Raw genomic sequence first — 19,492 nt, 5'->3', positions numbered from 1 at the left:
TCAAAAAATTATAGTTTATGTTTTAATGAGGCTCCTTAATTTAACAGCCCTCCGTTCTGATATCCTGATTAAATTTCCCGTCTTAAGCTCTACAAACATCCCCTCATCATCTTTTCTTATTGAACTGATGTAGTCGAGGTTAAATAATATACTTCTGCTGGCTCTAAAAAACCTTTCACAATCGGGGTTTTCTTCGAGTTTGTTTAAGGAGGTTTTGAGCAATACCTGCTCCTTGCCGAAAAAGAGTCGCGCATAATTCTCTACCGACTCGATCAAATGCACGTCTTTCCACTTTATGAGATGATATTTGCCCTTTCCTTTCACAAAAATAGCTGTTCCATCATCTATACTGATCTTTTCTATGGCTTTATCAATTGCACTTTTAAAGCGTTCATCACGTACAGGTTTCATCAGGTAATCCATAGCGCTTACTTCAAAAGCCTGCACAGCATAACTGTCGAAAGCCGTTACAAAAATCACCTGTGGCAGATATACCAGATTTTCTAACAGATCGAAACCCGAACGACCAGGCATCTGTATATCCAGAAAAATCAGCTCGGGTTTTAAAAGTCCAATAAGCTGTTCGGCTTCATCAGCATTCGCAGCCTCACCCAATACTCTAATCTGCGGATAGCTTTTTAACATCCTCATCAGCTCCTGCCTTGCCCCACGTTCATCGTCGATGATTAGCGTCTTAATGTTTCTCATCTGATCGGAATTTTAATTTCGGAACAAATCTTTTGATCTATTTCATACAGGCTGAAAGATGCAGAGTGGTCGTAATTGAGATCGAGCCTTTCTTTCAGGTTACGAAGTCCGATTCCAGTAGTTGTTTTATCCTGTTCCAATTTGCCGGGATTTAAAACACGGATATTAACAAATCCTTCATGTTCATTAATTATTACTTCAATCTTTCCACCTTGCTTTTCTAAGGCAACTCCATGTTTTACCGCATTTTCGACCAATGTTTGAATACAAAGACGTGGCACCATCAACCCGGAAAGCGAAATATCCATATCCATATCCAAATCGTAAGTTAATCTTTCTTCCATTCTCAAACCTTCAAGCTCCAGGTAATCTCTAACCAGCTCTACTTCTTCATTTAACCTAATGAGCATGGCACTACCCTTATATAATCCGCTGCGTAACAGTTCGCTTAACAGATCAATTGCCCTACCTGCAGCATCGGGGCGGGTGTATACCAAAGATTTTATATTATTGAGTGCATTGAATAGAAAATGGGGGTTTAACTGAGCAGAAAGATTGTCCAACTGCGATTGCTTAAAACTAAGCTCCAGTCTGGCATTTTCTACCGATAACCTGATTTCTCTTTTTGCGTAATGGTAAAGATGATAGGCCAAAAGCCATATAGCCATTAAGCGGATGCCAGCAACGAAAATACCAGTAGCATGTACACTAAAAAAATCGGTAAACGACTGGGGTGGATGGCTCAGAAATAACAGCCTCACCAGGTATAACTTACCAATGGTAACCAGCAGATAAAAAATACCCATCGCCGGAATAACAATTAACATTCGCCAGATCAGTTTCTCGAGTGAAAGATTCTGCCAACGGTTTTTGTTTGCAAAATTACGGTATAAATGGGTAATCAAAATGTATATTACCACATCCGAAACAAACTGCACAACAGCCAGATCGAATCTAAAATTACCTGAAGCAGACCAACCTTGGAATGTCCAATACAAAGCCGCTACCGACCAACCAATTAGCTGGCATTTCCAATAAAGCGATATGTAGGGTTTCTTTACCAAAATTTTCTGCTCTGAACAAAGCAACGAAAACTAATTTTAAGAAAGAAGACAAAGTACACGAGCGTAGGCTTTTGGGGATAAGTGTTTTTTAGGCTGGAATAATAGAATGGAAATAGTCCGAAGTCGGGAGTCAATTGCGCAAAAGAACTAACATATTTTAGTGCGCGCTGCGTTATCTTTAAATCTGCGGGAGAAACAAAAAGATCAGTCTGGTGTAGCGTCTGTCTGTATTTTTACGTTTTATGGAGGAACACTAATCTAAAAAATCACATCTCTATGAAAAACCTGCTCCTTCTATTTATTGTTTTCGCATTTGTTTCTTGTAAAAAATCAGAAAGATATGGTCCGCTGAACTTAAAAAACGGACAGGAAGTTGAATTATTGGTAAGCCCTCGTTATGCTGCAGATAATGATGTACTTTTAAAATTGCCCGGCAATGTAGATGCCGGAGCTTCGCTTTCGGGGTTTGATCAGCGGGAGCCCGGTTATACTTACCGCATTAAAGCGAGGTTCAACCGCGATGAAGTGCCCCTTCAAGACGGGCCTGAATACTACTTTATTTTCGAAAAGATAATCAGCAAAGAGCAGTATAAAGGAAGTGAATCTTTTACCGTGCAGCTGATTACTTCTTATATACCTGGAGGACCAGTAATAAGACTGAGCAAAACTGGAAATGACTATTATCTGATTCCAGGTAAGTTACAGCTCACTTATGCAAACAGTACTGTTCAGAACGAGCTGGAGGAAATCTGGTTGAACGCACAGGAAATCCGTGCAAACTGGCAAAATGGACAACGGCCAAAATGGAAGGCCATTAAAGCTACAGTAGTTCACGATCCGCAGAAGTTTGGAAAGGCCTATTTAGTACAACAGATACAATTTATTGATTAGCGAAAAATATGGGCCTTAGGTAAAATGGATGAAAGATGGACGTAAATCTGATACCATATAATCAATATCATCAAGTTAAACACTTCGGTTGTCGTCTGAGCGTAATCGAAGACTTCTCAGGATTCATAATCTAAAGTAAATACCCCTCAACTACGCTACAATTGACAGATTTAAATAGACTGGTCGTCATCCCGACCGCAGCAACGCGAAGTGGAGAGATCTATCAAAACAGATTTAGATTAGCAAAGCCTTCGGGTTCTCGACTGCGTTGCACTTTGCTCGAAATGACACCCCTTGTATATCTGTCATCAACCCTCCAATGTATTTGAAAAATTCTAGCTTCTATCAATAACAGATCTTATAAGAAAGGTCGTTATTGTGAGCCACCAAGCAATCTAAAATCGCACACTGTTAGCGATCGTCGTAAGATTGCTTCGCCGGCTGAAAAAGCCTTCTTGTAATGAAGTTTATGTAAACAACTAATCTATAGTGTTATTTTTTTTGACCGTATAAGACATTTAAGGGCCATATAATATAAGCTTATATGGTGTGAAAGCCTGGAGGATTATTTAATGAATTAGATGTTATTGGTGTCTAAGGTGGTTAATTAAACTGGGTAGTCTTTAATTTTTGCGACCACTTTAGACATCTTAGCTCAATGAGTTTTGCAGGATGCAAATCTTAAATCTAATACGTTAGAAAGCGAATATAGGATCATTCCTATTTTTTCAGGCCAAAGACCTGATGCTTTCTTATAATGACGACCCCTCGGGGAGATTTATTTCCATTAATTCTACCGCCATTTATATTGACTTTTACCATAAATTACCCCCTCAGGGTGACATCTTTTTTGCAATTTATTCCTTAACTTAATGGTATTGACCTTACGCTAGCCAAGCAACGCTGCGTGCTTGGCGCCTTCCCTTAGCGCTCTTTGCGGTAAAAAATAGAGAATATTAGATCTTTTGGTTTGGCAAGCCATCAATAAGTCGCGTTTTACCCCTTAACTTGTCGTTTTTGCACATTAATACCTATGTAGCTTTAGTATACCTTTGAATATACTAAATCATAAAACCACATGGCAACTCAAATTTTTGTAAACCTGGCTGTTAACGATCTTAACAGATCTGTAGAATTTTTCACCAAACTAGGTTATACTTTTAACCCACAATTTACCGATGAAAAAGCAACCTGTATGATTATAAGCGAAACGATTTACGTGATGCTGCTTACCAGAACCTTTTTTCAAACCTTTACAGAAAAAGAAATTATAGATGCCCACAAAGCTATAGAAACCTCCATTGCAATATCGGCTGAAAGTAAGGATGCAGTTAACGAAATGGTAGATAAAGCGGTAGCTGCAGGCGCCACTATACCTAATCCGGCTACTGATTACGGCTTTATGTACCAGCATAGCTTTGATGATCTTGATGGTCACCATTGGGAATATGTATGGATGGACCCGAACGGCATGCCTGAACAGCAGGGCTAATAAAAAAAGTATATAAATATAAAAAAAGGTAAGCAACGGATCCGTGTTTACCTTTTTTTTGGAATTTATTTGAATGTGGTTATACTAATTGATCAGTGATTGGTTATCGTGCTTTGATAATATAGTCTTAGCGGGATGCTAAGACGAGTGAGTGCGAAAGTTAATTAAGCAACTTAAAAGGGTGCCCAAAAAGGTAGGACACCCTTTTAATGATTTTATAGATCTGTCTAATTACTATTTGAAGATGCCTGCCAGGGTTTTGTTCAGTTCCTCTCCTCTTAAATCTTTACCTACTACCTTACCTTCCGGATCAAGCAGAAAGCTTGCCGGCACAGATTTTACGCCATAAGCTTTTACCGCAGCGTTCGACCAGGCTTGCAGATCCGACACATGCGTCCAGGTGAGCCCATCAGCTGCGATGGCTTTTAACCATGCTTCTTTTTTTGAATCCAGGGATACACCCAAAATTTCAAAGCCTTTATCATGGTATTTTTTGTAAGCGGCAACTACATTGGGGTTTTCTCTCCTGCAGGGTCCGCACCAGCTTGCCCAGAAATCAACCAGTACATATTTACCTTTAAAATCAGACAACTTCACAATCTTACCATCCTTATCAGGCATCGCAATGGCAGGGGCAACTTTCCCTTTGGCGGTTTTCGCATTGGTTTTTAACGCGGTGATGATTTGTTCGCCAATTTCCGATTGCTGTGCTTCTTTAGTGAGCAGCCCAAAGAACGCTTCGGCCACCGGAAAATTCGGATAACTGATAAAACGATCATAAATGACTGCTGCAGATCCGGCCGAAGCAGGATTTTTGAGGATGTACTGCTTTACAGTTGCAATGTTCATCGTATCCAGAGCCCTGAATTCCCGGTCGAAACCTGCACGGGTAGCCGTATCTTTTTTGCCGGCTTTCTCCGCCTGATCAAGCCGCCTGTAAATATCTCCTGCTTTGGCAGTGATTGTTTTCCAGGGGCCTTTGTAAAAGCCCATCCATACATCCTGTGCAGCAGATCCATTGATGACCACCTGAGATAAACTATCAGGTTTGGTCACATTGATAGCCGAATTCTCCATTATAAAAAGTACTGGATTTTTCAGGCCCTTACTTTCCAATTTATAAAATCCTGGTTTTTTGACCATTCCTTTAAACATAAAGGTACCATTAATAACATTGGCTGAATCTGCAATTACATATTTATCCCCAACGTCGTGACCAAGGTAGATCTTATCTTTAACGGCAGGAAGATTACCGGTCACCACATACTTTCCATTCTGGGCCAATAGCGGGCCTCCATAACATGCCAGTGCCACGGGTACTATGCTTAATATTCTCTTAAATAAAATGTTCATCTTATAATGTTTTTAACTTGGTGATTACTTCTTCCATGCTCATATTTTCCAGTACAACTTTCCCCTGCCCGTCTAACAGGAACATGGCAGGTATCGCCTGTACTTTCCAGGCATTGGCCGTTGCACCATGATCCAGGAAACTTGGCCATGGCAGTTTTTCTTCCTGCTGTGCCTTTAACCAGTCGGCCTCTTTTTTATCAATCGAAATACTAACAATCTGCAAGCCTTTATCTTTATACGCTTCATACACTTTTTTCAGACCGGGAATAGATTTACGGCATGGTACACACCAGGAGGCCCAAAAATCGACCAGCACATATTGATGTCCTTTTTTTAATGCTCCTATTTCCGCAGGCTGCCCGTCCTCATTTTTCGCGTTCAGCAAAGGTGCCTGCTGGCCTTTAAACCCCAGGGGATTAATCAGCTCGCCCAGGATCTTACCGTAGTAACTTTTCTGTGCAGCAGGCGACAGCTCTGCATACATACTTTTGTCTTCCGGAGTGAAATAACTGTAGACATCAAGTGCCAAAAGCGGCCCCCAGAAAGAATCTTTATTGTCGGTCACAATTTTGCGCATATTTGTCTGCGCCTGTTTAAAGAACCCTGATTCATCAGCCATTGCTTTTTTCCAGGCGGGAGTCTGCATGATCGATTTAACCAATGCGGTATCTTTCGCAGCGTATGCCTGGTTTCTCCTGGTCATCACCTCTTTATTGGCTTCCTGATTTGCAAGAAAAAGTGCATTGAGTTCATTCTTGGGCGCAATTTTTTTCATATACTGGTCATTTGCTTCGCTCCCTTTTACCACCACATCAGTAAACTTATAGTATTTGTTTTCTGCCCCGCCCGACAGGGTAGCTGTGGCGGTAACAACAATCTTTCCGGGCTGAAGGACTAATGAGGTTTGCCCGCTGATGCCTGCAGTCCGCAAATAATACAGCCTTGGTTCTGTAGCAATTGTTGCTTGGAGCAGAAAATTACCGTTACTGATTACAGCGGTAGCCACAGGCTGCTCATTTGCATGTGTAGCCCCCGGAAAAAGATCGATACGTGTGCCATCAGGCAAGCCTTTAACCGTACCGTTGATGGTAACCGGCATGGTGACCGCTTTCGCCTGTCCCAGGAAGACGGTTAAGAGTATGAGGAGCAGTAAATGCCCAATTTTCAGTTTCATATTGTATTTTAATCTACTTGTCTACATTTTGTTTGATGGTACCATTACCCGGATTTTTTGAAGCACCCTGTGGAAATGGCATCGTCCAGAGATGAGAATTCGGGGCAAGCGTTAAGGCTTGTCCGGCTTCTGTTTTGCTCAGCGTAACGGCATAGTTAGGATCCTTATTCAGGCGGCGTGCATCAGCAAAAGGTGTAATCCCTAAAATGAGTTCGTTACCTTTGGTTCGCTGGATGAGTTTTACCGCCTCTATGGTGCTAGATGCGCTCAGCGGTGCATATTTTGCAGCAAAGATTCTTTTCACCCGCACAGCATTCAATGTGGCCATCGCACCAGCAACATCGTTGAGACGTGCCTGGCATTCTGCTTTAATCAGGTACACCTCAGTGGTTGTTAAACCACCCACGTTGAAAAAACCAGTGGTGATGCTGGTATAATACGTATCTGCACCAACTGTCCTGAGTTTCCAACGGGAAGCAAATCTTGCATCACCCTGTTCAAAACGTGCTGCACGGTCAACGCGGATCGCCTGTTCCCGTCCGGCATTACTTGATGCACCATGACGGAAATAGTAATTTTCCACATAATTGAAGCCCATTGGTGTAGGTGCATTGCTATAGATACCAACAGCCTCTATCTGCGTTTTGTAGGTATTATAAAATGTTGTCCAGTCAAACAGTTTATCATTGTACTTCAGGGCTTCATTTGCAGCAGCCAGCGCATCGGCATACCTTCCCATTTGCAGAAGTATTCTTGCTTTCAGCGCATTTGCCGATCCGAGATTGGGATGCAGTACCGTTGCGCTGGTAGCGCCTAAAGCAGGAATAGCCTCATTAATATCCTTCAGCATGAAATCATATAGTTCTTTGATCGATACCTGAGTATAAGCAGCGCCAATATCAGCACTAAGGATCAACGGTACAGATAATTTGGTAGCTGCGTTTGTTTCTTCATAGGTGTCTGCATAGTAATTGGCCAGGATATCATAATCCATCGCCCTTAATACTTTCGCCTGTCCGATCAGTTCCGCTTTTTGGGCCTCCGTCCCCTCTGTTGTTCCCGCTGCCTTTTCAATAATCAGGTTGCTGGTATTGATCCCTTTGTAATTATTATAGTAAGTACCTTCATCGGCATTGTTCAATGCAATCCTGTTGGCCGATTCATCCCAGTTGTAATTCGCCTTGTATAGGGGATAGTAATTCAGGTTGCTGCTGGTCTCAAATTTGTCATTAAGCAAAAGCACTGCCTGGGTGATATCTGAACGGTGGTTACCATACTCGTCGCGGATCAACGCCTCATAATCTGACAGCGTAGTAGGGATCTGGCCATTACCTACAGGAAGGATATCAATAAATTTTTTGCAGCTGCTAAAGCTCAACACTGAAGCAAGAGCGGCTAATTTTATGGTGTTTGAAAATATATTTTTCATCACTTATGTCTTTAAATATTGTTTGCTGCTAAATGCAGTATAAAATAGTTTCCTAGAAATTAAGATAAGCACCCCATACATAATTAGGAGTAAGGTATCCGTTGAGCAGGTATTTTGCAGTTTTGGATTTGGCCAATGTAAAGGCGTTCTCCACATTAAACTGGAAACGTATATTACTCAGTCCTGCTTTTTTAGCGATCAGTTGAGGTACGTTATAGGCAAGAGAAATATTTCTCAGTCGCATATTAGTCGCATCCAGCACATTGATATCTGCATACCTGTAGATGTCAGCACTCTGACTATTATAGCTAGGGTCTTCAGCAAAAACAACTTTAGGGATATTGGTCTTCAGTTCATCGCCCGGATTTCTCCACCTGTTTACAATATCTTTGTTCACTGCAGAAATTTGCGTAACATAACCGTTGAGGGCACCATTATAGCTGGCTCCCAATACAGGTAAAAATGTATCCCTCATTTTATGACCGCCCTCAAAAGTAAGCAGGAAGGATAGGCTGAAGTTTTGATAGGAAAGCGTACTGTTCACTGATCCGCTGTATTTTGGAACGGTCGATCCGCTGTAGACAATAGATTGCAGCGTAGCCGGTGAAGCCTGTACCTTCTCTCCCTTTTCATTGTAAACCTGTGGCAATCCTGTATTACTCAAACCAGCCCATTGATAACTGTAAATGGCATTGTATGGATTTCCGATACGTGGGAATGATTGCGGATAATCAAGCTGAAGCACATAAAAAGGTGCCTCTATGTTAACGTAAGTAACTTTATTTTTGTTAAAGGCATACTGCATCCCTAAATTCCAGATCAGGTCTTTGCCACGGATGATATCACCTGACAAGGCCAGTTCAACTCCCTGATTCAGCATCTCTCCGTTATTGATCACGTAGGTTGAATAACCGAACCCTTCGGTCGGCACACCCTGCGTGTTGGCCAGCAAATCCTTGCCACTTTTATGGTAGTAGTCAACCGATCCCGATAGGCGGTTTTTAAAAATTGCGAAATCCAGACCGGCATTGGTGGTCGTAGTTTTTTCCCATGACAGCAATGGGTTTGGCCTGCTGCCTATGATCGCCTGCAAACCTCCCACGTTATAGTTAGGGTTGAAATTGAAAGTGGTAAACGGTGCACTGTTGGTGTAAACATTACCGCCGATGCCATGCGAAGCACGTAATTTCAATCTATCCACCCAGTCTGCATTAAAGAATGATTCCTTATCGATATTCCAGCCGGCACCGAATGACCAGATTGGTGTATTCTGGTATTTCGAACTTGTGCCCCAAAGGTTTGATTTGTCCCAGCGGATGCTACCTGTAAAGAGATACTTTTCATCATAGGCATAGCCAACATTACTATAGAAGGAGACAAAACGCTCTATATTGATTCTGTTAACAGCCGCATCTCTTGTGGTAAAACTTCCTCCTCCGAGGATATTACCAGGGTAGCTACCCAATAAAGGCTGGTTAACCAGGCTGTAGGTTAATGTACTTGGATTATAGTTGTAAAGAGACTGATTATCATATTCAATTTTTCTGTTCCTGATCTCAGACCCTAAAATTGCAGTGAAGCTATGTTTATCTCCAAAAGTTTTATCAACGTTTAACTGCTGGCGGAAGTTATAGGCATTATTGAACTGATTTTCCCTGTAATTAATATTTCCGTAAGGCAGATTAAAGATTGCCTGTCCGCCACTCACAGGATTGAAAGAAGCAAAACTATTTACCTTGCTGCGAACAAAATAGGTGTTTTTATCATATAGCTGATTCAGCCTGCTCGTTGCATACTCATATTGAAAACTTGATTTGTAAGACAACCAGTCGGTTATTTTTGCACCCAGGCGCACAAACGACCTGCTGGTAAAGTTCTTTGTTTTACCAATGCTCATTGCCTGTTCATCCAATGGCGTAATGTCCATATTGTACAGCCGGTTATTATTAATCAGTGACATGTTATTGGCTGATAAACGGGATGCAGCAGTAGAGGTAAAGTTACTTCCGTCTGCATTCACCAGCCTGTCATACGGTAAAAATGTATAACCTGGCGACAACGTGTTGTAAGGTTGGATCTGGCCTTCATTATAGGACAGGAATGTGCTCAGCTCCATGGTTAGCCATTTATTAATCTGAGTGGTATTGTTGATGTTGATGCCAAGTGATTCATCACCCGCATATTTATCCTGTGTTTTGTTATTGCGGTAAGTTGCAGAAGTGTACAAAGCATTTTTTTCTGTCGCGTTGCCAATACTCAGGTTATACTGCTGATAAAAAGGACTGCGCTTGCTGTACTTTTCAACGTCATCATAATACTGGTATCCACCGGCGGCCAGCTGGCCTAATTTTGTATTGAGATCCGCCTGTGAAAGGGTACCAGCAGCATTTTTCAGAATAGCATTGATACCCTGGCTTGGGTAAGCCACATTCTGCAGTAAATTGGCCGCGTAGGTGCCGGCATTTGCACCGCGTAAATTCGGGTTATTGGCCGCCCATTCCTTCTCCAGGTCAACAATATCGGCTGAATTGGTCAGGTTATTAGTGTATTGCCTGTAGGGAGAAAGCGTAAATGTACCGGAAGCAGCGATTTGCGGCTTGCCTTTTTTTGCTTTTTTGGTAACAATAACGATAACACCATTGGAAGCACGTGCCCCATAAATAGATGCAGCAGCAGCATCTTTCAGTACCGTAATGCTTTCAATGTCTTCCAGGTTCAGTCCCGGTATGCCTTCGGCTACGCTATTGTTGGCATCCAGTTTCAGGTTTTCTACAGGAAAGCCATCAATCACATATAAAGGCTGTACCAATCCGTTCATCGAAGTTGTTCCCCTAATCAGGCCGTTGTTATAACCTGGAATCCTGCCTTCCAGCAGTGACTGCATACTACTCAAACGCTGTTGATCAAGTTGTTTGGATGATACCGTAGAAAATGATCCTGTTACACGTTCTTTAGACAGGGTTTGATATCCTGTGGAAACGGTCACTTCATCCAGCTGCCCTGTTTGAACGGCCAGGATGATATTACCCAGATTTTCCGAAGCCTTGATTTCCCTGGTCTGATAGCCTAAAAATGTAATCACCAGCACAGCATCTTCATCAACATCCTTTAATGTAAACTCGCCATCAGTATTGGTCACTGTCTGTTTTTTCAGTCCCTTTACGCCTACAGTAGCGCCGGGAAGCGGCAGATTCTTTTCATCCAGCACCTTTCCGGTAATATCGATCGATTGAAATTGTTTGATAATTTTTTCCAGGAATGCAGGGGCTTTCTTTCTAACCAGTACAGATTTGTTAGTGATCGTGAACTCCAGCGACTGGTTTTTAAATATCTGATCCAGAACGTCACTTAATTCCGCATTTTTAACATCGATCGTCACTTTTTTGGAATTCTTTAATATAGAATTCGTAATGACAAAATCATAACCGCTCTGGTCGCTGATCTGATCAAAAATGGTAAACAATTCAGCATTTCTGGCTGACAAAGTGATTTTCTGTGCGTAGGTGCCCGCACTTACTTGCATGAAAACAGCAAGCATGAGTAGAGTGGTTAGCTTCATAACTCTCCATAAGTTATACTGCGCGCTGAAAAAGCGCACTAGTTTAGTGCAAATTTGGTACATTTGGTAAGTAGGTTGTTGCTTCAAGCCTTGTATTTTCGAGATCGCGGCTTTTAGCGGTTAGTTGACAATTTTTGTTAATTCCCAGCCTTTTGTTACCAGTTCGATTGGCGTCGGACTGGTATTTTATTTCTGGAGCACATCCTCCTGTGGTTCCAGGGATGGACTTTGAATTTCCTATAGAGTAGATAGTAGATTTTTATTGTATAACCGTCACCCTCCTTCCCTCAACTTTAAATTTAACATCATTAGAATAGCTCAGCATATTTAATACTTCGCTTATATTTTTACGCCGTGAAATATTACCATTAAATTTCTCACCAGATACCTTGCCTGCATATACTACGTCGATATCGTACCAGCGGATAATTTTTGCCATTACATCCTCAATCGGCTCATTTCTGAAACGGAAATAACCATTTTTCCAGGCCATCACATTTTTGATATCCGCAGGTTCAACGATGATATCCCGCCCATCCTGTACTATCGATTGCTCTCCGGGTTTGATGATTTTTCCCTGTTCCAAATGATTTGACACATGCACGCTTCCTTCGAGTAGTGTAGTCACTGTTGTGTGGTGATCAGCGTAGCTATTGATATTGAAATGTGTACCGAGTACCTGTACCTCCTGAAGGTTGGTTTTTACGATAAAAGGGTGTGTTTTGTCTTTTGCAATTTCAAAATAGGCCTCACCTGTAAGTTCAACCTCACGCAATTTCGCCGATGCAAATGATGCAGGAAACCTGATAGAGGAGGATGCATTCAGCCATACTTCACTTTGATCTGGCAGGCGAAGCCGGTAAGTTTCCCCCACGGCTGTCGATAAGGTATGGATATGTGTACCTGCAGCCAATTTATCATCTTTTACAGTATAAACGACTTGTCCGTCTGCAGTTTTACTGATCACGATCCCTGCTTCATTGGCCAGTTTGCCATCATTGGCAGTAGATAATACTATCTTTTTGCCGTTATCCAGGGTAAGTGTTGCGGTGTTTCTGCCTGGAGGAATATCGTTCCTGATCATATTGACCAGATTTTGTGGCCGCTGCTGATCGCTGTGATAAATAAAGCTGATTCCGATAATGAGCAACACCGCCGCAGCCGCGATGCTGAACCAAAGTTTACGCAACTTACCCTTGCTCCGCACAGCAGAGGTTATCTCGATGTGCGCTTTTAATTCACCCCACTTTTTATGGGTATGAAAAGAAGAGTAGGTTTTCAATGCGTCAGCAGATTCATCCCTGATGGCACGAAGTTCCGCTAAAAGCACCTGTTCATCGGCGCTCAGGGAATTTGACGACTGTTCATCTGCTTCCAGTTTGTCTAAAAGCTTATGCCAGTCAGGAGTAAAAGGGCTGAGTTCTTTATCCATATCAACACACTGTCGTAGCTGTATCGAAAATGGGTGACAGCAAATCGGGAAATCTCTATTTTTTTTTCAAAATAAATCTAAAAACGCCCTGATAATGAAGAAAAGGCAATAAAAGCAAGAATGGCATGATTACGAAGCGCTGAATAAGCCCTGCTTAATTGTGTTTTGACCGTATTGATTGAAATATTTTGCTTTTTAGCAATATCTGCATAGCTCATTTTATCTACCGCATGCATAATAAAGATATTTTGTCTGTTTTCAGGCAGTTTCTGAATCAGTTCGACAATTTTTATATAACGCTGATGTCTGATTTCGTCATATTCCAGCTCCTTGTCTTGTTCCTGTTCCTCTTCCAGAGCGGCCAGCATCGAATTCCTCTTTTCAGTTACTGCATTTTTGCGCAGAAAATCAATACATTTATATTTTACTGCCCTGCGTGCGTAGGCTTCGAAACCTGTGGTCAGTTGAATAGTATGACGCCTCTGCCAGAAGTCTATGAAAAAGTCCTGCACCATATCTTCCGCCGTAAACTCATCATGAACGTATTGCATCGCCACAGCACACAGAAATTGATGGTTTCTTCGAAACATTGTTTCGAATTCGTAGATATTGAGTCTTTTACTATCTTCTCCTTCCATTAATTAAACGCTAATGAATGACATAGTTAGTTAAAAGCTATGAATTTACGAAATGAATGTATCATCCATAACCTGTCGCAGAGAAAGTGTGTTGTTTCAATGAACCTCTGCTAGTTTTTTGTGATAAATTCTGGTCTTTACATTGCGCGTGCCATCGTTTTCCGTAATGGTAAACGTGGAGTTTTGCATCAACTGTTGACATTTTAACTTGAGAAAATTGCGTTTACGGGTACCGGAAGCCCTAAATCTTGGAGTTTTCTTTATTAAATATTTGTAAAAGTCATACGTTAAATTCTATAGTTTTTCCTGTAAAACTTAACATTGTTGGCTACTGAAAGGACAAAATGGAGTATGAAGCTTCCTATTATGGAAATAAAAAACCTCATCCTATTAGCTAGAAATGGATTTTTTATGTGATTTTCAGAATGAAATCTTTGCTCCCTCTGCTGGGCTTTTCTTCGTCTGCGCTCAAGATAAACTTCTCGCCCAGCCCTAAACGCAAAAAACCCACAACTTTCATTGTGGGTTTTGGCTCCCTCTGCTGGGCTCGAACCAGCGACCCTCTGATTAACAGTCAGATGCTCTAACCAGCTGAGCTAAGAAGGATTACTGGTTATTTCCTTAAACAAAGTTTATTTACACTTTTCAGCTAAATACCCTTGCTCGTTTTGGGAGTGCAATATTAGTGCTTTTAAACTATTTATGCAAAAAAACATTAAAGAATTATTAAAACACACTAATAATTAACCAGTTAAAAAAATACAACTCAACAGTAATTGTTGAGCACAATTAAAAGCTACCTTAAATGGCATTTACCGCACTTGAAGATGGCAATACACAGTATGCCTGTGTCATCCAGGCGCCATTAATGCCTTAAGATCAGTCATATCAGCTTTTGGCTAAGCGTAGCCCTTAAACAATAATGCCCAAATTCTTTACGTCTTTCTTTAATTTTAACGCTGATCTGTAAAAGAATCTCTTCTTGGATGCCAAAATGGGGATTAATAGCGCTAGTGTATTATTTTTTATTCCTGTAATCTAAATCAGCAATCTCTTAAGTTATGTGTTCACATTTTTTAACATGGTTACAAAAACAAATCGCCACCATTTTTTGATGGCAGCGATAATAAAAATTAACGGTAATGTCCTGGCACCCAATGCCGACCACCATAAGGGTCAATATTATAATGCCCACGCACCCAATGTGCCCTTGGTACACGCGCACTTACCACGCATGCACTAAAATTAACCGCCATAACCAACAAGAGCAATACATTTACAATCCTTTTCATAACCTAACCTTTTTAAATTGAAAAATAAATTCAAGCTTATACTGTGTGTTTTATTTTGACGGATGCATTGTAAAAAAGTTTAATTGGTTAATTGTTTACAAAAATATTTGCTCTTATTAAGATGACAATAGAACACGTCCTCTCGACTGAATCGCAGTAAAATGGAGAGATCTATCAGTTAAATTTCTCTACTTTGGGTCGATATGATGATTGATCTCAAGCCAAAACAAAAACGGCCTGACCTTTTTCAAGTCAGACCGTTATATATATATTTATTTAAAAAAAGATTAAAAACTATATCTCAATCCCAATTGCATCTGGTAACGTGAGGCAAAGAAATCTTTTGAATAAGAACTAACGCCAGCTTGACTAAAAGTATAAGTAGGATAAGTAGTAGGGCTTCCAGTTAAAACTTTTCCTGCAGCATCTTTTGCTTGGGTTAAACCAATACTCGCCATTGAGTTATAGGTATTTGGCGAAAAGTATTGTACACCCCAATCTTTATTTAACAAATTAGTTAAGTTAACAATATCGTAAGTAAGTGTTAAAGTATGTTTTTTAGCTGCTGTACCGGTAACAAAAATATCTTGTGATAAACGGAAATCAGCCTGAACATTCCAAGGGGTACGTGCGCCATTACGCTCTGTAAAATTCCCTCTACGTGTACTTAAATATTTATCGCCATCAATATAAGCATCAAAAGCTGCTGCTTGCGCTATACCAGTTGGCGTATTTGCGAAAAACTTAGGCGTTTCTCCTGCTGCTGGAATATACATTAAGCTTACATTTTGTCCCGTACCATTAATTACCGCTCCAACTAAGCCAAGAGAATATGGAGCACCTGATTGTGCACTAAAGAATAAGCCAAAATTAGTTGTATATTTTCCGTCTTTAGACCAATCCAATCTGTAATTAATGGTAGAAATTATTCTATGGCGAACATCAAAATTAGAATAAGCCAAACCAGGATTGTTCGGGCTAAGCGCCTGGTTTAATTGCCAGTTAGATTCCATAGAGTTACGGATACCGTTGGCAATATCTTTCGATTTTCCATAGGTATAAGCCACCATTACATCCAAACCAATAGGAAGTGATTTACTTACCTGTGCAGTTAAGCTGTATTTATATCCTTTATCGGTATTTGATAATAAATAAGCATTGGTGTACAAAGGATTAATTTTTGCTCCTGAATAAATAGGCTGTTCTTTCTGCGTATCATAAACCATGTATTTTGGATTATCTACGTAGTTGATTTGTTGAAATTGTACATCTTTAATCACCTGGCTAAAAATCCCCTCTAAAGTAAACTTCCAATTGTCTTCGGTCTTAAAATCGAAAGCCAAATTACTTCTCCAGGCTTTAGGCATTTTAAAATTGTTATCAACCAAATCTACCTGTGTTGCTCCAGTTGCATCATTAACATTTACATTTTGTTTGCTAACAAAGCCAGCTTCTCCATTACCATTTAAAGCATCCTTAATTGGGTCTGAACCCGCCGTATAGGCCTTAGACGATCTTTTTTGATCAAAAGCGCCGTAGTTTACCCCATTGTTGTAATAAGCATAACCAATCCAGGCAAAAGGAACACGACTGGTAAACAAGCCGGTACCACCACGCATAACCAAGCTTTGATTGCCCAAAACATCAAAATTAAAACCAACACGCGGAGAAATCTGAATTTTATTTAGGAATTTTCCGGTAATTGATGATGGTTGGGTATAGGTATAGGTTGTACCGTAATTTGCATCAACAGGAGAGTTTGTTGTTTTTGTGCTCAATGATGGCATGGTAGGTAAATCTGCCATATCAAAACGTAAACCTAATGTCAGTTTAAATTTATCGCTCAAACGCATTTCATCCTGCCCATAAGCGCTATAAAGATTAACATTGAATTTAGCTGTCGGATTCGCAATAATATTATCGCGGGTGTTATCTGCGTAATTAAAATTTGTTCTTACTCTACTCGGATTATTTATTAAGAAATCATTTACACTATCGTATGCAACACGGCCGTTCCAAGAGTTAACAAACCCATAATTAATATTATAAAACTCATTATGCGTTCCGAAAGTAAAAGTACTTATCCCTTTACTAAAAGTATAATTATCAGTCAACTCAAACGTTTTTTGTTTCATGTTAAAAATACTAGCCTCACGGTCTGTACCTAAGAAAATTATTCCTGAACCTCCGGTTCCTGTAATTTCTATTTGGGGTACAGCAGGATTAGATAGTGGATTTCTAAAGTCGTGTACCGTAGAATAACCCAAAATCAGGTTATTTGTAGCTGAATTTCCGAAACGGGTTTTCAGATCGGCAACGGTAGACGATTGGTTGTTATTCTGTTTAAAATCGATACCGCCAAACCTGAAGTTAGATTGATCTCTTTCTAAGTTCGTGGCTTTCGAAACGATGGTGTTATTTCTGATGGTTAACTGGGTATTTTCACTGATATTCCAATCTAAACGGTTAAAGAATTTGTTAGACTGCGAATAGATGTTATAATCGCCAAACGAACCAGCATCTATGCCATAAGCATTTTTCATGCGATCTGAGATCTGCTGCGCCTCAGTCAAGGTAAGCAATTTCATATCCGATGATCCTGCACCTAAAATTACCGGATCCTGACGGCGGGTAATTTCCTCATTGGTGAAGAAAAACAACTTATCTTTTATAATCGGAAAACCAACACGGAAACCGGTTTGATAATCATGGAAAGCTGATGGTTCTTTGCTGTTATCGCCGATTTTATTTCTACCGATCAATGAAGCATTACGGCCATAACCGTAAACCGATCCTACTACCTCGTTGGTACCACCACGCGTTACAGCGTTAATACTACCACCTAAAAAGTTACCTACCTTAACATCGTAAGGAGAAAGTAGAACGGTAACATCCTGGATTGCATCGAGCGAAACTGGATTGGTACGTGTACTGCTTCCCGGCATACCAGAACTTCCGCTCTGGCCACCCAATGAAGGACTGAAACCAATGGCGTCGTTGTTAATCGCACCATCAATGGTTACGTTATTGTACCTGAAGTTGGTACCACCAAAAGTATTGTCTTTACTACCTTGAGGCGTTACACGGGTAACATCCTGCAAACTGCGGTTCATGGTTGGTAAGGTTTTAATCTGACCTTCGCCAATACTGGTACCTGCACCAGATTTTGTTCCGCCCTTTTGGCCCTTAATACTTACATCAGCCAGTTGATTACCCTGCTCCTGAAGATCAAGATCGAGTTTTACATCTGAGCCAAGGGTTAAATAAATGTTTTCTTTTACTACTGGGCTATAACCTACAAAGGTTACAGTGATTTTGTATGGTCCACCAGGATTTAAATTACCAATGCGGTAAAGTCCAGATTCGTTTGACGAACCTTTGGACACTGTTCCTGTAGGAACGTGTACCATAACGATGGTTGCACCAGGGATGATACCTTTGTTATCCTTAATCTTTCCATTAATACTAGACGTGGTAACCTGCGCCTGAGCAAACGTGACCAGGAGTACAAGAATACTTACTAGAGATAGTATACGTGATTTCATTTTCTGTTATTTTATTTTGCACAAAACAACAGTCTTAATGTTAACTCAATATTAACATGAAATTAAGTTTAACCTTATGTTAACAATATGAAAATCAGAATTAAATAATAGGAAAACAATTCCTTAACAGCTCTTTGGAAGCCGGAATATGATGAAGAGCAATATGCTCAAATATCAGACTGAAAGATGAAGATTTGATGAAGATTAGAAAAGTCAGAAGTCTTTAGTCGGAAGTCAGAAGTCAATTTTCAGTTAACAATTTTTAGTTTGCGGTTACTCAAGCTCCGTAACATGTTACTAATAAGCCAATAACTCCTGAACCAATGAACCACCAGCAAAGAACCATTAACCAACAAACAAATGACCAATGAACAACTGAACGAATGAACCCATCTATTATCTTTGCATCCATGACAATAAGATTAGCCGTTACAGAAGATATACCACTAATTATGCAACTTGTGCGCAAGGTTGTGCCCTTGATGCGTGCTGCAGGAAATTTCCAGTGGGGAGATGATTATCCGAACCCTGACGTATTTGCCAGCGATATTAGGATGGGTCAGTTATGGGTAGCTGAAATGGAAAACGAAATTGTCGGTGTTTCAGCGATTACTACAGATCAGGATCCCGAGTATGTCGATGCTGGCTGGGACATTACAGAAAAAGCCATTGTTACGCACCGTTTAGCCGTTGATCCTGATTGCCAGGGCATGGGCATTGCCAAAGCTTTGATGAACCAGGCCGAGCAGGAAGCAAAAGCTTCTGGAATCTCTATATTAAGAGTAGATACCAACAGTAAAAATATGGCCACACAAGCGCTTTTCCCAAAACTTGGTTATCAGTTTAGCGGCGAAATTAGCTTGGCCAAGCGCCCCGGACTACATTTCTTTTGCTATCAAAAGCTGCTGTAATTGT

Annotated in this window: 13 protein-coding genes and 1 tRNA gene; 3 read left to right on the top strand and 11 right to left on the bottom strand. The window is 40.6% G+C overall.

Features of this window, described 5'->3' with window-relative positions; all coding sequences use genetic code 11:
• Positions 1 to 15: 15 nt before the first annotated feature.
• Entirely contained in the window at positions 16 to 708 is a 693-nt protein-coding gene (locus FFJ24_RS25090) for a LytTR family DNA-binding domain-containing protein (protein WP_138819832.1), read from the bottom strand.
• A complete protein-coding gene (locus tag FFJ24_RS25085; protein WP_138819831.1) occupies positions 705 to 1,772 on the bottom strand; it encodes a sensor histidine kinase in 1,068 nt (355 codons plus the stop codon). The genes FFJ24_RS25090 and FFJ24_RS25085 overlap by 4 nt, the downstream gene beginning before the upstream one ends.
• Positions 1,773 to 2,048: 276 nt before the next feature.
• Here FFJ24_RS25085 and FFJ24_RS25080 point away from each other — a divergent pair, with 276 nt between their 5' ends.
• A complete protein-coding gene (locus tag FFJ24_RS25080) occupies positions 2,049 to 2,663 on the top strand; it encodes a hypothetical protein (protein WP_138819829.1) in 615 nt (204 codons plus the stop codon).
• 1,078 nt (positions 2,664 to 3,741) lie between these two features.
• A complete protein-coding gene (locus FFJ24_RS25075) occupies positions 3,742 to 4,155 on the top strand; it encodes a VOC family protein (protein ID WP_138819827.1) in 414 nt (137 codons plus the stop codon).
• Between the two features lie 234 nt (positions 4,156 to 4,389).
• On the opposite strand, the gene FFJ24_RS25070 is transcribed toward FFJ24_RS25075, so the two are convergent.
• The 9 genes from FFJ24_RS25070 to FFJ24_RS25035 form a co-directional block, all read right to left on the bottom strand.
• Positions 4,390 to 5,508, bottom strand: coding sequence for a TlpA disulfide reductase family protein (locus FFJ24_RS25070; protein ID WP_138819825.1), 1,119 nt, complete (start codon positions 5,506 to 5,508; stop codon positions 4,390 to 4,392).
• Position 5,509: 1 nt separating this feature from the next.
• On the bottom strand, positions 5,510 to 6,682 hold the full coding sequence (locus FFJ24_RS25065) for a TlpA disulfide reductase family protein (protein WP_138819823.1): 1,173 nt from the start codon (positions 6,680 to 6,682) through the stop codon (positions 5,510 to 5,512).
• Positions 6,683 to 6,695: 13 nt separating this feature from the next.
• The gene (locus FFJ24_RS25060; RefSeq protein ID WP_138819821.1) at positions 6,696 to 8,111 is read right to left on the bottom strand and encodes a RagB/SusD family nutrient uptake outer membrane protein; all 1,416 of its coding nucleotides are present in this window, start codon (positions 8,109 to 8,111) and stop codon (positions 6,696 to 6,698) included.
• Positions 8,112 to 8,163: 52 nt separating this feature from the next.
• Entirely contained in the window at positions 8,164 to 11,670 is a 3,507-nt protein-coding gene (locus FFJ24_RS25055; protein ID WP_138819819.1) for a SusC/RagA family TonB-linked outer membrane protein, read from the bottom strand.
• Between the two features lie 259 nt (positions 11,671 to 11,929).
• A complete protein-coding gene (locus FFJ24_RS25050; protein WP_138819817.1) occupies positions 11,930 to 13,102 on the bottom strand; it encodes a FecR family protein in 1,173 nt (390 codons plus the stop codon).
• 77 nt (positions 13,103 to 13,179) lie between these two features.
• Positions 13,180 to 13,740, bottom strand: a complete 561-nt coding sequence (locus FFJ24_RS25045) for an RNA polymerase sigma-70 factor (protein ID WP_138819815.1) — start codon at positions 13,738 to 13,740, stop codon at positions 13,180 to 13,182.
• 529 nt (positions 13,741 to 14,269) lie between these two features.
• Positions 14,270 to 14,346: transfer RNA gene (locus tag FFJ24_RS25040), tRNA-Asn, on the bottom strand.
• A gap of 527 nt (positions 14,347 to 14,873) precedes the next feature.
• Positions 14,874 to 15,032 carry a hypothetical protein gene (locus FFJ24_RS26260; protein WP_168202550.1) on the bottom strand — a complete coding sequence of 53 codons (159 nt, stop codon included), beginning with the start codon at positions 15,030 to 15,032 and terminating at the stop codon, positions 14,874 to 14,876.
• 287 nt (positions 15,033 to 15,319) lie between these two features.
• The gene (locus tag FFJ24_RS25035; protein WP_138819813.1) at positions 15,320 to 18,577 is read right to left on the bottom strand and encodes a TonB-dependent receptor; all 3,258 of its coding nucleotides are present in this window, start codon (positions 18,575 to 18,577) and stop codon (positions 15,320 to 15,322) included.
• Between the two features lie 410 nt (positions 18,578 to 18,987).
• Between FFJ24_RS25035 and FFJ24_RS25030 the strand changes: the two genes are divergently transcribed.
• Positions 18,988 to 19,488: a GNAT family N-acetyltransferase gene (locus FFJ24_RS25030; RefSeq protein WP_138819811.1), complete on the top strand. Its 501-nt coding sequence runs from the start codon at positions 18,988 to 18,990 to the stop codon at positions 19,486 to 19,488.
• Positions 19,489 to 19,492 lie beyond the last annotated feature (4 nt).

This window comes from Pedobacter sp. KBS0701 (assembly GCF_005938645.2).
Taxonomy (GTDB): domain Bacteria; phylum Bacteroidota; class Bacteroidia; order Sphingobacteriales; family Sphingobacteriaceae; genus Pedobacter.
The sequence above is the reverse complement of the archived record's forward strand: the minus strand, read 5'-3'. Positions and strand labels throughout refer to the sequence as shown.

Bases quoted from the DNA above. Each gene is read 5' to 3' on its own strand.
- FFJ24_RS25090 (WP_138819832.1), bottom strand. From the start codon at position 708: ATGAGAAACATTAAGACGCTAATCATCGACGATGAACGTGGGGCAAGG.
- FFJ24_RS25080 (WP_138819829.1), top strand. From the start codon at position 2,049: ATGAAAAACCTGCTCCTTCTATTTATTGTTTTCGCATTTGTTTCTTGT.
- FFJ24_RS25075 (WP_138819827.1), top strand. From the start codon at position 3,742: ATGGCAACTCAAATTTTTGTAAACCTGGCTGTTAACGATCTTAACAGA.
- FFJ24_RS25070 (WP_138819825.1), bottom strand. From the start codon at position 5,508: ATGAACATTTTATTTAAGAGAATATTAAGCATAGTACCCGTGGCACTG.
- FFJ24_RS25065 (WP_138819823.1), bottom strand. From the start codon at position 6,682: ATGAAACTGAAAATTGGGCATTTACTGCTCCTCATACTCTTAACCGTC.
- FFJ24_RS25060 (WP_138819821.1), bottom strand. From the start codon at position 8,111: ATGAAAAATATATTTTCAAACACCATAAAATTAGCCGCTCTTGCTTCA.
- FFJ24_RS25055 (WP_138819819.1), bottom strand. From the start codon at position 11,670: ATGAAGCTAACCACTCTACTCATGCTTGCTGTTTTCATGCAAGTAAGT.
- FFJ24_RS25050 (WP_138819817.1), bottom strand. From the start codon at position 13,102: ATGGATAAAGAACTCAGCCCTTTTACTCCTGACTGGCATAAGCTTTTA.
- FFJ24_RS25045 (WP_138819815.1), bottom strand. From the start codon at position 13,740: ATGGAAGGAGAAGATAGTAAAAGACTCAATATCTACGAATTCGAAACA.
- FFJ24_RS26260 (WP_168202550.1), bottom strand. From the start codon at position 15,032: ATGAAAAGGATTGTAAATGTATTGCTCTTGTTGGTTATGGCGGTTAAT.
- FFJ24_RS25035 (WP_138819813.1), bottom strand. From the start codon at position 18,577: ATGAAATCACGTATACTATCTCTAGTAAGTATTCTTGTACTCCTGGTC.
- FFJ24_RS25030 (WP_138819811.1), top strand. From the start codon at position 18,988: ATGACAATAAGATTAGCCGTTACAGAAGATATACCACTAATTATGCAA.